At 36.9% G+C, this 13,912-nt stretch carries 10 protein-coding genes and 1 tRNA gene; all 11 read left to right on the forward strand.

Translation table 11 applies throughout. From position 1 onward, the window contains the following. Nucleotides 1-164: 164 nt before the first annotated feature. The 11 genes from LBD46_05465 to LBD46_05515 all read left to right on the forward strand — a co-directional run bounded on the left by LBD46_05465 (nucleotide 165) and on the right by LBD46_05515 (nucleotide 13,890). Nucleotides 165-240 (forward strand) — tRNA-Val (locus LBD46_05465). Between the two features lie 45 nt (nucleotides 241-285). After that, nucleotides 286-2,334 (forward strand): hypothetical protein, encoded by a 2,049-nt coding sequence (locus LBD46_05470; GenBank protein MDR2426610.1) that lies wholly within the window; start codon nucleotides 286-288, stop codon nucleotides 2,332-2,334. Beyond that, entirely contained in the window at nucleotides 2,331-3,596 is a 1,266-nt protein-coding gene (locus LBD46_05475; GenBank protein ID MDR2426611.1) for a hypothetical protein, read from the forward strand. Before LBD46_05470 ends, LBD46_05475 begins: the two co-directional genes overlap by 4 nt. A 2,436-nt stretch (nucleotides 3,597-6,032) precedes the next feature. Beyond that, the gene (locus LBD46_05480) at nucleotides 6,033-6,812 is read left to right on the forward strand and encodes an OmpA family protein (GenBank protein MDR2426612.1); all 780 of its coding nucleotides are present in this window, start codon (nucleotides 6,033-6,035) and stop codon (nucleotides 6,810-6,812) included. A 14-nt stretch (nucleotides 6,813-6,826) separates the two neighbouring features. Continuing rightward, complete coding sequence (locus LBD46_05485) at nucleotides 6,827-7,429, forward strand: hypothetical protein (protein MDR2426613.1); 603 nt, start codon at nucleotides 6,827-6,829, stop codon at nucleotides 7,427-7,429. A 55-nt stretch (nucleotides 7,430-7,484) separates the two neighbouring features. Next, a complete protein-coding gene (locus tag LBD46_05490; protein MDR2426614.1) occupies nucleotides 7,485-8,165 on the forward strand; it encodes a hypothetical protein in 681 nt (226 codons plus the stop codon). Further along, on the forward strand, nucleotides 8,162-8,845 hold the full coding sequence (locus LBD46_05495) for a hypothetical protein (protein ID MDR2426615.1): 684 nt from the start codon (nucleotides 8,162-8,164) through the stop codon (nucleotides 8,843-8,845). The genes LBD46_05490 and LBD46_05495 overlap by 4 nt, the downstream gene beginning before the upstream one ends. After that, nucleotides 8,842-9,321, forward strand: a complete 480-nt coding sequence (locus LBD46_05500) for a DUF5683 domain-containing protein (protein ID MDR2426616.1) — start codon at nucleotides 8,842-8,844, stop codon at nucleotides 9,319-9,321. The genes LBD46_05495 and LBD46_05500 overlap by 4 nt, the downstream gene beginning before the upstream one ends. 60 nt (nucleotides 9,322-9,381) lie before the next feature. After that, nucleotides 9,382-10,332: a hypothetical protein gene (locus LBD46_05505; GenBank protein ID MDR2426617.1), complete on the forward strand. Its 951-nt coding sequence runs from the start codon at nucleotides 9,382-9,384 to the stop codon at nucleotides 10,330-10,332. A gap of 247 nt (nucleotides 10,333-10,579) precedes the next feature. After that, entirely contained in the window at nucleotides 10,580-11,668 is a 1,089-nt protein-coding gene (locus tag LBD46_05510; protein MDR2426618.1) for a hypothetical protein, read from the forward strand. A 179-nt stretch (nucleotides 11,669-11,847) separates the two neighbouring features. Next, nucleotides 11,848-13,890, forward strand: a complete 2,043-nt coding sequence (locus LBD46_05515; GenBank protein MDR2426619.1) for an SAM-dependent methyltransferase — start codon at nucleotides 11,848-11,850, stop codon at nucleotides 13,888-13,890. The last annotated feature ends 22 nt before the right edge of the window (nucleotides 13,891-13,912 follow it).

Consider the following 13,912-nt stretch of genomic DNA (forward strand, 5'->3'; position numbering starts at 1 on the left):
CAACTTATTCTAAAATCTTTCACCTTCATTATATTTCTTTGAGAATGTTCATTCTATGCCCCCTTCTTTATTTTATCTAAAAAAAGAGACATCTCTATTTTGACCTTGATGAAATTGACACATTAGTAGATTTTTTGTATCATTTTCTTTCAACTTCGTATTTTGGGCAGTTAGCTCAGCTGGAAGAGCATTTCCCTTACAAGGAAGAGGTCGCAGGTTCAAGTCCTGCACTGCCCACCAGTACACAAGCCTTTCAAAATAACAGAATAAATACGGGAGCATAAGATGAAAATTATGAAATCAGTTTTTTTGTTTATGACAATTTCCTGCCTTGTTTTTTCTTCCACAATATCTTTTGCCGAATCGGAAGCAAAATTTGTTATCCCAAAACCTCCTAATCCGAAAGAAGTAAGAAAAGTTGTTGATGCAGCTGAAAAATATAATAAATCAATGAAGTATGATACTTCTAAATCTTTTCATATCGATTATCCCGGGAGGGAAAAGTGGATAGATTATGAAAAATATGGCGAATTCCAAAATCTCGGAGAAATGAATTACAAATATGTGGTAAAAGAAATGGCGGCACTAAGAGAGGCATCCGGAAGCGGAATATATCCGAACAGCCAAAGCATATTTAAAGAAAAAGGATACGAAGATTATATTAAAAAAGGAAAGCTTAAAGGTAATAAATGGGCATTCGTAAACAGTGCAGATTTTCAGGCTAATTTTTATAAATGGGCTATAGAAAAAGACGATCCTGGAGTTAAACTTTATTACACCGCCCATGCTTTAGAGAAGTCCGGAAATTATGCTCAGGCCGTCAAAGCTTATTATGCCTGCCTTGTTTTTTTTCCTAAATCCATAGGGTATACGCAGTGGAAAACTCCTTGGTATGTAGGAACCGTATGTATAGATAAAATTAAATATTTGACGAGAAAATATCCGGAACTTGGAGTAAAACTTGAAGGTGCTGAAATTATTATTAAAAACAGGTACGATAACAATAAAAATGATGATGTCTTTTATGTAAACCCCGGAAAACTTGTTCCTGCAAAAGCAAAAGATTTTGAAAGAAAATACGTCAATTTAGATAAAATCGGCATAAAAAAAATAATAGGAACGGGAAAAGTAAAACTTATACAATATAACAATAATCATTTTCAGCTTACCGTAGATGACAAACCTTATCTTATAAGAGCTACGTGCTATTCTCCAAGTCCCATAGGCTTATCTCCGGATAATGGTTCTCTTAATACGGACATGGGCTGGTCTATAGCGGATTCAAATAAAAACGGTTTAATTGATGGACCATATGAAGCGTGGGTAGATACGAATAGAACTGAACGTCAGGATGCAGGCAAGCCTAATATAGGTGATTTTGCATTAATGAAAGAGATGGGAATAAACACTATAAGATTATATCATTATCCGAATTTTAACAAAGAACTTTTAAGAGATGGATATGAAAATTACGGTTTTATGTACATGATAGGAAACCTTTTGGGAATGTACGCTGTGGATTCAGGAGCGGAATGGTACACCGGAACAGATTACACAAATAAAGAGCAAAAAGAAAGAATGCTTGCAAGCGTTCGCAAAATGGTTGAAGAATATAAAGACGAGCCTTATGTTTTGTTGTGGGTTTTAGGAAATGAAAACAATTACGGCACTGTCGGCACGCAGGGGGTTTTTGCGGGCACCAGCAATCAGGCGCAAAAGCAGCCCGATGACTATTATTCTTTTGTCAATGAATGCGTAAAACTTATTAAATCAATAGACCCTTATCAGCGTCCTGTGGCAATATGTAACGGCGATACTTATCTTTTGGACAAATGTGCTCAGAATGCTCCAGATTTAGATATTTATGGAGCCAATGCTTACAGGGGAGAACAGGGATTTGGACCTTTGTGGTCCGATGTTATGAGAGAGTATGGAAAACCTATTTTAGTGACGGAGTTTGGCTGTCCTGCGTATGCGGAAGGCTGGGAGACCGCAAGAGCAGAAGCCGCGCAGGCAAATTATCATAAATGGAACTGGACGTCTCTTGAAGACAATATGTCGGGCGTTGTCGATGGCGCAGGAAATGCTTTGGGAGGAGTGGTGTTCGAATGGGTTGATGAATGGTGGAAAGCGGGTCCTCCTCCGGAATTTGATCCTTCTGCTCACGATTTAATAACGCAGTGGATGGGTCCTTTTCTTGACGGCGGCGCATACGAAGAGTGGTTCGGAATAACTTCTCAGGGAGATGGCAAAGATACTCCTTTTAAAAGGCAATTGAGGCAGTCTTATTTTATGTATAAAGATTTATGGAAAAAATACGGCAAAAATAAATGATCTTAAAAAAAATCGGATATTTCATAATATCTCTGCTGTCTGTATTTTGTTTTATTCTTATTTTTAACGCTGTTTTGTTGGCAGCTGATATCAATAAGATTGAAGTTGTTCGCGAACAGTTCGGCTGGAAATTGCTCATTAACGGAAAACCTTATTTTATTAAAGGAATCGAATATTCTCCAGATGCTATAGGTACATATCCAGATTCAAATGAGTGGATGTGGAAAGACGATAACAAAAACGGAAAAATAGATGCTCCCTACGATTCATGGGTAGACTTAGACAGGGACGAATTTCAAAATATAGATGAAAATCCGATAGGTGATTTTGCTCTTTTAAAAGCCATGGGCTGTAATACGATAAGAATATATAATTCAGAAAATATAAATAAAGAGCTGCTTAGAGAGTTGTATTATACCTACGGGATTAGAGTCATAATGGGTAACTTTTTAGGAGCTTATACAAAAGGAAGCGGCGCGGACTGGTTATCGGGCACGGACTATACAAACGAACTTCAAAAAATAAAAATGAGAGCAAGCGTCAGAAAGATGGTAAGAGAACATAAAGATGAACCTTATGTTCTTATGTGGATGCTTGGGAATGAAAATGACGTTCCCGGAAACGAAATAAATTCGACTAAAACAAATACAAACGCGTGGAAATACCCCGAAGAGTACGCGAAGTTTGTAAATGAAATCTGCATAATGATAAAGCAGATGGATGGTAACCACCCTGTAGGTATATCTAATGCAACTACAAACTTTTTGAAATATTATAAAGAATTTGCTCTCGAAATAGACGTTCTCGGTTTTAATCAATATACTGGTCCCTATGGGTTTGGAGTTTTATGGAATAAAGTAATTACGGAATTTGACAGACCTATTCTGATAACGGAATTTGGAGTAGACTCTTATAATTCAAATAAAGATACCGAAGCTGAACTTTATCAGGCCAAATATCATGCTACGGCATGGAGAGATATAGAACAAAACAGTTATTGGGGGAAAGGCAAAGGAAATGCGATAGGCGGAGTTATTTATTGCTGGCTTGACAAATGGTGGCTTATAGGTTCTCCGAAAGTGCATGACACGCTGCTAGGTTCATGGAAAGGACCGACAAATGACGGTTTGTTCAATGACGAATGGCTCGGAATATGCTCACAGGGTGACGGTAAACAAAGCCCTTTTAAAAGACATTTGAGAGAAGTATATTATACATATCAGGAATCTTTGTGGGTTGACGATATATCCGCAAGAGAGTAGGTTGTGGATTCAAGAAGTTGCTAATAAGACCTCCTGTATTGTCCATTCTATATATCATAAGTTATTAACTTAACAAAGGCTTTTGGCATTTTAGAAAACATATCAATACAAAGCATTGTTTGACTGCAAGCTTGTTTTATATTGACAATCCAGCTGATTTGTCATCAAAAAAAAGACACAACGACACTGCCTGCCGCTAACTTCCTTTTCCCTTTTAAAAATTTAACAATAGCTACTAGATTAATCTTTTTCTTTTGCTTCAATTGGCATGTTGAATTTGAATTTGCTTCTTATTCATTGACAGAAACTTATTTATAATGTAAAATTAATAATTAAGTCTATAAATAAGGATTGCATTTAATGAAATTTTATCCGATTCTTACGGCTTTAGTTTTATTATTTTTTATAAGTATTTCTTTCACTTCTTTTTCACATGCAGCAGGTTCAGACGTATTCAGCCCTTATGTAAACTATAACAGAATTGATGCGGATAACCTTGATACAGGTACAATCGCAATTAAAGGAGAATTTATTTTTGATTTTATTTTCCATAAACTCGGAGATTATTGGTACACTTCAAACGATATTCTGGGCATAAATAAATATTTCAATTACAAACCCGTAGGTGCTAACGGAAAACCTTTAAATGTGGACAATAAATGGCAGGATACTTTTGGCCAGACTTTTTTATTTAACGTTGGCATTAAACCGCTCGATTGGTTTTTTGCCGAATTCGGTTTTGCCATGATAGGCGATTATGCTGATAAATACTGGGTTCCGATAAATCAGGAACACAGAATGGACGTATGGGATGTAAGAGGTCCTCATTTTGAATGGCATAGCGCTAGAATCGGTATAAAAAACGATTGGGCTAGTTTGACATACAGCAGAAATTACGGACATATGGATTGGCGCTATGAAGGAGATATGTTTGATTTGTTTCCTGTAATGGACAATCCGGATAATTATCTTCGCTATTCCGGGCATCATACGGCGGATTACTGGGAATTGAAAATGAGAGGCGTGTGGGGTGATTTAGATGTTGTGTACGGCGAGGAGGCTCTTCAGGATTACAATCAAGGCATATATATTAAATACACGAATATTTTTGGCAGCAATATTAATTTTTATTATGCGGATCATCAGATTCCTTATGGAAATCCGACAGTTCCCGAATGGAATAATTTATTTGAATCATCTCGGGATTTTGGTGATTCAAGAGAAAGAATGCGCACGTTTGAATTAAGTACAGATTTAAATATAATCGGAAATACTCTTCAAATAGGAGCGATATATAGACCGTTTAGGCTGGGGTGGGACTATGAATATGTTAAAGATGTAGGAGCGGGAAACGGTGTTGACGGAACAAAATATGAATTTTATGAAAATACTACTAAAGAAACTGATGCTCTGGGAGGCTCGCTAAAACTTTCTATCCCTAAAAAGATACCGGGTATAGATTTGGTGAAATTAGGATACGAATATAGAGGTTTGGTTGCAGGTAACAGGCAAAAAGTTGATATTTCCGCAGAAAAAAAGCTTTCAAATCGTTCTAATATATATGGCGGATACTATTATCAAAGGCCTTTAATTGGAGCAATGCCGATGGTTTTTTCTGGAGGAGGTTCTGGACCTTTAGTTTCAAGTGGTCGCGGGCCTGAAAGTCCTTTTTGGGTTTGGTGGCGCAATCCTGTAAGCGGTTTTGACAACAGGGAAACAAGCGCTTTTTCGCTTGTCTATACTTACGACCCCACTCCTTCAACGTGGTTTTATATTTATGAGCCGAACATACCCATAGGATACAATTTAAATCCGCAAGAAGATGCACCTTTTTCTTTTGCGGTAAAGCTTAATTTTGAGAGGTATTTTGGGTTTTTAGACAGGCAGGAATATTGGGAATATGATGGTTCAAGTGTATGGGAAGATTCGTATGCCAACGGTACCGACGCTCCAGACAGATATGTAGGCTCCTTGTATTTTCTTTCGCAATTTATTAAAGATGAAGTGAAAATATTGTACGATTTTGAAATCGGCGAAGATTTGGCGACTTTAAGTTATCCATATCCAAATACCAAAGGCGAGGATGCAAGAGAAACATTTATTACGCCTATGATAGGATATTTTAAAACAAGTTTAAGCGTTGAAAGGAAGCCTTATTTTTTTAAAGCCGCCTATTTAAAGAATTATTGGGGGCCGGAAGACTGGCATAGATATTTCGGTTCCGTTTATGATGAAATATATCTTGCCCATATAGACAGAAATATCGGGGAATGGTTTAATGTCGGAGCAGAATATGTGGGTGCAAGAAGAACGAACCAGAAGGTGCTGGACTCTATAGCAGGGAAGCTTTCAAGAAATGAAATGGGCTTTTTTGATGAAATAAGGATATTTTTTAAAGTACTCTTTGATGTGACTCTGGATTTCGGTTCAAAAGATATGGACGCTCCTTTTGTGGTTGAATATGATAAAACGCCTCCTGAAGTTGCTCTTAAAGTCACTCCGGATATTATCTATCCTGAAAGCAATCAAAAAGCTATAATTGAACCTTGGGTATCGGATTATTCCGGAATTGATACGTGGAAAGTAACTTTAAAGAATACAAACGGAGAAATAGTAAAAACTTATTCCGGAGACAGAGAGCCCCCTTATGAGCTTGAATGGAACGGAAAAGAAGAAAGTACGCGTAAAGATCTTCCAGACGGACCTTATTATGCCATTCTTGAAGCTGTAGACAATTATGGAAATCGTGCGGAAACCGAACCGTTAAGAATAATAGTAGCTTCAACGCCAAAAGAAGCGGAAATAAAAGAAACCGAAAGAGGACTCATAATAACGTTAGGTGCAAAAGTGTTGTTTGATTTTGATAAATTTAATCTCAAGAGAGGTGCAAGGCAGACAGTGAAAGAAGTTGCAGATCTTCTCAAAATGTATCCTGACAATAAAATATCCGTTGAGGGTCATACTGACTGGAAAGGATCTGTTTCATACAATCAGAAGCTTTCTGAAAACCGCGCAAAATCAGTTAGGGATTTCTTAGTGAAAGAAGGAGTTGATTCAAGCAGAATCAAGATGGTGGGATACGGTAAATTGAGACCTGTAGCTTCAAATGAAACTGCAAAAGGAAGAGATCAAAACAGAAGAGTTGAAATCATAATATTGAAAGATGACGATTCAAGTGTAAATCTTTCAGAAGAAAATATAGAAACAGAGCGGTAAAAAAGGGGGAAATAATGAAAAAAGTATTCAGCTTTTTAGTTGCGGCATCAGTTGTGGCATCACTTTCAGTGATGGTTTTTGCTCAGAGGGCGGGATCAACCTTCAAGCCTTTTGCGGTTTATGTTGAGAATGCTTCAAAAGAAAACCATTATGCTCCTTCTGGCTGGATGGGGGATTACGGAGATATTAAGATTAATCTTGCAAACACAGAAAAACCCAGAAGCGGCAACACTTGTATTAAAATTACTTACAGCGGAAAAATGACTCAGGGAGCAGGCTGGGCTGGCATTTATTGGCAGCATCCGGCTAACAATTGGGGCGAAAAGAAAGGTGGCTACAATTTAACCGGTGCAAAAAAACTTACTTTTTGGGCACGCGGAGCTGTAGGCGACGAGAAGATTGCCGAATTTAAAGTCGGAGGAATTACGGGAGAATTCGCTGATTCCGATTCTATGTCTATCGGTCCTATAGAACTTACTAAGGAATGGCAGAAATTCACTATTGATCTTAAAGATAAAGATATTTCCCATATAATAGGCGGTTTCTGCTGGGCAGCGTCAAAAGATGACAATCCTAATGGATTTACGATATTTCTTGATGATATGATTTACGAATAATAAAATTATTTCAAGGCGGCGGCATAATCAAAGCCGCCGACTTGGAGAATATAACATGAATAAGAAAATGTATTTATCTTTTTTATCTTTATCTATAGCATTACTTTTGTCATTTAGCTTTATTTGCGCCTGTGCGTCGTCAAATTTTGCTAAAAATAAGATTGATAAATCTGCCGCCCTTAAGCAGGATGATCTTACACCGCAGGAAAGAGCTCAGCTTGCTTTTTACGTCTATTCGGACTTTAAAGCCATATTAAATCATTACTATCCTTCTGGCTGGATGGGAGATAGCAGAGATTTATCGTTTAATCAGCAGTATGCCAGAGATATTTATGCAGGAAAACATTGCATAAGAGTACAGTACACGCCAAGAGGATCGCAGAGGTGGGCTGGAATATACTGGCAGCAACCTTCAAACAACTGGGGTGATAAACAAGGTGGATTCGATTTAAGTAAAGCCACTTATGTAACTTTCTGGCTGAAAGGCGAAAAAGGTGGTGAAGTTGTAAGCGAAGTTAAAATCGGTGGACTTAAAGGCGCTTTTCCGGATTCTGCAGAAGCAGCAACTAAGAAGAAGATAGTTCTTACAAACGAATGGAAGCTTTATTGGATAGATTTAAGAAAAAAAGATACATCTTATATAGCTGGAGGTTTTTCGTTTGTGGTAACTAGGTCGGACAATCCTAATGGCTGTACATTTTATATGGATGAAATAAGGTATGAGATGAACAAATGAAGAAACTGATTTTGCTTTTCACTATTTTTATGCTTGCTTTTGCTGGCTGTGAAAGAAATCCGGCCGGGTCGCTTATGTATAATGGAGTATATGACTCCGATCCTTCAATATGGTCAGATCCATTTATACTTTATATTAACGGGGACATCAGAACAAGAGTTGTTCCATTTGACAGCGCTATAGGTGCTTACACTAATATTTGGGAAAAATACAGGCATCTAGGCAATGAGCTTGAAGCAAGCTATAATGGCGTTTCGCACAGCGGACACAAGTGCATAAAAATGAAATGGTCCGGAGATTTCAGCGAAACATTTGAGAAAGGTGATCGGGTAAATAACGCAGCTTTTTGGTTTACCACCACAAATAATGGCAGCGGAAAAAATTTAACTTTTGGCAAATACACAAAAATCTCTTTCTGGTGTAAAACGGAACTTGCAAGCGATACTGAAGTCGTAATTAACGTTTTTGGTCATGAGTATCCGTCAAAAGATATAGTAATACCTTCCAGTGAGAACTGGAAGCATTATGAAGTTGATATTTCATCATATAATGCATCTTCGGTTAAATCATATATTTCCGTCACAATGCAGCCTAACTCAACCGCTCCGATTGACTCTGAAAACAATAAGTACTGTGGTGGCGGAACGATATATCTTGACGATATAAGGTTATCAAGATGAAAAAAATAATACTTTTGACAATTATTGCAGTTTTGATTATTAATTCTGCTGCTTATGCGGGAAACATCAAATTAGATTTTTCCAAAGCTAAGCCTGTAAATGCTTTTGTGCGTTCAGCGTTAATGCCAGGCTGGGGGCAGGGATGGAATAATCAGCCCGTAAAAGCGTGGGTTACTTTTGGAGTTTTTGCAGTTTCAGCTGCAGGAGCGTTTTATTTTAATTCTCAGGCCTTCCATAAATATGAAAAGCATGAAATCAGCGGTAAATATTATGACGAATATGAAAGTAATTATACGACTTCTCAGATTTTAACTTTTGTCGCTATCGGAACATGGCTTTATTCGATTGTCGACGCGTATTTCGTAAGCAAACATCAGATAGATTTGCTGCCTCCAGTTACGTCGTATTTAAATTTTTATTATGATGATAAAAATGACGCCTATTATTTGATATATTCTAAAAGGTTTGATATTTGACAAATAAATCGTTATATATGTAATATAATACATTTTATTACGCGAGGATATAATTATAAAATGGACAATAAAAAGACTACTGTTATGCTTATAATTCTTTTAGTGATTCTCATTGTTCTTATGTTTTTAAGAGCATGTGGCATGGGACCATGGTATGATAAAAAAGATCAAGACAAAAATGAAAATATTAAGCCTATTGAATCTGAAGTTTTTACCGTTAAAAACGATACTAATACGGTAAATATTTCTATAAATGAAGTAACAGTTGGCTCAAATACGGTTACTGCTGTAATTGAAGAGGAAATTGTAAAAGAAGAACCTAAACCAAAGCATGAGGTGCTTGAACCAAAACCTGTCGTATCTAAACCTGTTCCTAAGCCGGCTGTAAAACCAAAACCAAAACCTAAACCAATATCTAAATCGGATTTACCGAAGCCTGCCGTGCAAAAACCAAAAAAAGAAGTTGTTACTACGCCCGTTTTTACGAACAAATCAGGGTTTAAACCTTTTTATGTATATAGTGAGGTAGGCATAAAAGAGAATCATTATTCGCCTTATGGTATGATGGGCGATATCAGTTCTCTTACTATAGAACAAAGTTCCAATGAAAATCCTCATTCTGGCAAAACATGTATAAAAGTTATTTATGATCCTAAAGGCAAGTCCGGCTGGTCAGGCATGTATTGGACTGAACCAGCAAACAACTGGGGAGACAAAGGTTTTGGGTTTAATCTTACAGGAGCGGAACGAATTTCTTTCTGGGCAAGGGGAGAAGAAGGCGGTGAAATTATAAGTAATTTTATAATGGGCGGTGTTCAAGGCAAACAATATGAAGATTCCGATTCAAGAGCCATAGGACCGATAGAGCTTACGTCGGAATGGAAACAATATTTTATTTATCTTGAAGAAGCCGACTTGTCAAATATCATCGGCGGTTTTTGTTTTACAATTACAAAATCAAACAACGCAATGGGTGCGATATTTTATCTGGATGATATAGTTTATGAGTAGAAATGTCGCCCGCCAGGTCTGTCATCAATATTGTTTTCTATTTCATTGTGACTTTCACCACAATTTATGTTTGTAGTTTGTCGTTGCCAAGTTTTTAAGCTTAATAATAAAAGAGGAGAAGAGTATGAAAAAAATCGTTTTTGTCTTAGTCTCATTCTTAGTGTGTGGTTTTGTTCTCACCGCTTGTTCGCCAGAGGGGAAAAAGACCAATAAAAACCAACTCTCAAGCCAAATAACCGTAGAAGTAATGCCCGATGTAATAACAGGAAGAATAACTGCAAGTAATCCTTCGCACACATTGATGTCCATTGTTAAAAATAACGGTGTTGTTCAGCCAAATGTATCGGTCACTTGGAATGTATATCCTTCAACTATGGGGGTTTGCATTCCCAAACAGTCTTCTTCTACGGTATTTACAGCTGATACAACTCAAACAGGGAGCGGAACAATAATCGCTTCTTATAATGGAGTAAATTCTGCTCCCGTCAACTTTTCTATAAATGAAGAACCATTGATAATCGATTCAGTTGTAATATCTCCTTCGGTGACACAAAGTATCGTCAGTACGCAGACAGTTACATTTACGGCTACGGCAAAAGCTGGAACTACTACTGTTACAGGAGTTGGAACCCAGATAACTTGGACGGTAACAGGACCCGGCAGCATATCTCCAAATCCCAGCAACAGCGGCTCTTCTGTTACATTTACTCCTTCTGGCACTGCAGGCAATGCAGCCGTTAAAGCAAGCTATGGTACTGTAAACAGCAGTGTTGTCAATGTTGTAATAAGTACTGGGACTGGAGGTGAAAGCTCTACAAAGTTTTTAGTATATAGCGATGCAGGGTTGACTACTGAAAGCGGAGGGATAAATTATAGTGAATTTGTTTGGACATATCCCTCAGGGCAAGAAGCATCTCCTTGTGCTTTGATGACTGAAAAAACAGATGGTGGTGGTGCTCCTGGTGATACCTCTAAATATTTTGTAATAATAAATAATTATGATGCACAAACTAATAAAGTGTGTGGTTGGAATTTTAAATTGTATACGAAAAAAGATTTGACAGCTTATACTAAACTAGTTTTTTATGCAAAAGGAACTACAGCTTCAGATAAATTATCCGTTGAATTTGGCAGTGTTAACAATGGAGATAGTGGATATTTAAGTACACCAAAGCTTTTTAATCTAACTACATCATGGCAGAAATATGAAATTGATATATCTGCCATTAATAGAACTTCAATAGGAATTCTTGCCAATTTTATTTTTGCAAATGAAGCCAAACATGGTAACATACCAAATGAAACTGTATATATAGATTATATTTATTTTGAATAAATAAGCTGCTTTATAAAAAAGGCGGTCGCTTAAAAGCGCCGCCTTTTTAATTTATCTATTAGTTACAGTTGCACTATGCCATTACGACCTCATTAATTTTGTATAATATCACAACCAAAATTAACACTTAGAAAAGATACTGTAAATGCTGCGTGCAGCTCTGACTGTCGGGAGGATAAATGTCTAAAATAAAAGAAGATATATCAATGTCATACTGGAAAAATGAAGACGATGTTGACGATTATGTAAAAAGATGCTTTGACAAATTGGGCAAAAGAAAAAACATTGACTATACTCAAAAGTCGTCAATGTCCTACTATATGAAAGAAGCACTTAAAAGTTCTGCAAAAACCAAACAGAAATCAAATTTCGGCGTGCCTGATTTTCAAATTGAAAAATTCAAACAAAACAACACAATTTTACCTGTGATAATTGAAAATAAATTTCATTTAAACAGACTCATATTTAAGCCTAATAAAGATATAAAACAAGATGATAAGTCAATCAGCGCTTATGCCGTCAACGGAGCTTTATATTACGCTAAAAATATGATTGCAAGCGGCAAATATCGCGAAGTTATCGCCATAGGCTGCGCCGGCGACAATGCCGCAAACGTTCAAATCAAAGTTTATTATGTCTACGGCTCTTCGGAAGGCGCCTATAAAGAAATGTCAAATTATATATCTTTTGACTTTTTGGAAAACCAAAAAACCTTTAATGATTTTTATAAAAACGCCACTATTACCGAAGAAGATAAGCATAAAATTTTAATTAACAGCCGTGAAAAACTTCAAAAATACGCCAAAGAATTAAATAAATTAATGCATAATCACTCAATCACTGCTCCGCAAAGGGTTTTATATGTTTCAGGCATGCTTCTTTCAATGCAAAGTTTATTTGGCAAGGATAATGAGCTTCTCAAAACAGGGCTTATCCCTGACGATTTAAAAGACTTGCAAACGAATTCAGGCAGAGACGGCGTGATAATAGTAAATCAAATAGAAAATTATTTAGAATCCAGAGATGTGCCGCAAGATAAACGCGGCTTAATGCTTTCTGAATTTAATGAAATCAAAAAAGCTCCGCTGCGCGATAAAACGACCGAGCGTGACAAATTAGTTGAAAAACTACTCAATAAAGAATCCAGCGTCAATAAGCAGATTTTTACTTATATTTACGAAAATATTTATAAATCCATAGACGGCATGGCAGGACATCTTGATATTATGGGCGAAATGTACAGCGAGTTTTTAAAGTATGCTCTCGGCGATGGGAAAGAATTAGGAATTGTTTTAACGCCGCCGTATGTTACAAAAATGATGGCTCAAATTTTAGGTGTTGACAAAGATTCTAAAGTTATGGATCTAGCCACAGGCTCGGCAGGTTTTTTAATTTCGGCAATGCAAATAATGATTGAGCAGATAGAAAAAGAATATGGCAAAGGTTCTACAAAGGCAAATAACAAAATAGAAAAAATTAAAAAAGAACAGCTTTTAGGAGTTGAATTAAATATCCAAATGTTTACGCTGGCTTCAACAAATATGATTTTAAGAGGCGACGGCTCGTCAAATATCAAAGCCGCCGACTCGTTTAAAGAACCTCCTAAACTTTATCGCGATTTCAGAGCTGATAAACTGCTTTTAAATCCGCCTTTTACTTTTGAGGAAAACGGAATGCCATTTTTGAAGTTTGGCTTAGAAAATATGAAAATCGGCGGCAAAGCGGCAATTATTATTCAAGATTCTGCAGGAAACGGCAAGGCGATAAAATCAAATAAAGAAATATTAAGGCATAATCAGCTTATAGCAAGTATTAAAATGCCCGTTGATTTATTTGTGCCTATGGCCGGGGTACAGACTTCGATTTATATTGTAGAGCATACAGGAAAGCCTCACGATGAGTCAAAGCAGGTGAAATTTATAGATTTTAGAAACGACGGCTATAAAAGAACCGAGCGCGGTATTATTGAATCGGACAACCCCGTCCAAAGATATCAAGACATTGTTCAAATTTTTAAAAATGGAAAAACTGCCAAAGTCAAAGCTGCGTGGAATTTAGAAAAGCAATTCGTTATGGAAGAAATAGATGACAGCGGTGTGGGTTGGAATTTTGACCAACACCAAAAAATTGACACAAAACCGACTGAAGCCGATTTTATGAAAGTTGTAAGCGATTATTTGGCATGGGAAGTAAAGCAAGTTTTAACGGCAGATAACAGTTAAAAAAAGCGGCTTGGCAGCGGCA

Origin of the sequence: Candidatus Endomicrobium procryptotermitis, from assembly GCA_031279415.1 — a bacterium.
In the GTDB taxonomy this organism is placed as follows: Bacteria; Elusimicrobiota; Endomicrobiia; order Endomicrobiales; family Endomicrobiaceae; genus Endomicrobium_B; species Endomicrobium_B procryptotermitis.

Coding starts and splice junctions, on each gene's coding strand:
- LBD46_05515 (MDR2426619.1), top strand. CDS start 11,848: ATGTCTAAAATAAAAGAAGATATATCAATGTCATACTGGAAAAATGAA.
- LBD46_05475 (MDR2426611.1), top strand. CDS start 2,331: ATGATCTTAAAAAAAATCGGATATTTCATAATATCTCTGCTGTCTGTA.
- LBD46_05510 (MDR2426618.1), top strand. CDS start 10,580: ATGCCCGATGTAATAACAGGAAGAATAACTGCAAGTAATCCTTCGCAC.
- LBD46_05480 (MDR2426612.1), top strand. CDS start 6,033: ATGGACGCTCCTTTTGTGGTTGAATATGATAAAACGCCTCCTGAAGTT.
- LBD46_05500 (MDR2426616.1), top strand. CDS start 8,842: ATGAAAAAAATAATACTTTTGACAATTATTGCAGTTTTGATTATTAAT.
- LBD46_05495 (MDR2426615.1), top strand. CDS start 8,162: ATGAAGAAACTGATTTTGCTTTTCACTATTTTTATGCTTGCTTTTGCT.
- LBD46_05470 (MDR2426610.1), top strand. CDS start 286: ATGAAAATTATGAAATCAGTTTTTTTGTTTATGACAATTTCCTGCCTT.
- LBD46_05485 (MDR2426613.1), top strand. CDS start 6,827: ATGAAAAAAGTATTCAGCTTTTTAGTTGCGGCATCAGTTGTGGCATCA.
- LBD46_05505 (MDR2426617.1), top strand. CDS start 9,382: ATGGACAATAAAAAGACTACTGTTATGCTTATAATTCTTTTAGTGATT.
- LBD46_05490 (MDR2426614.1), top strand. CDS start 7,485: ATGAATAAGAAAATGTATTTATCTTTTTTATCTTTATCTATAGCATTA.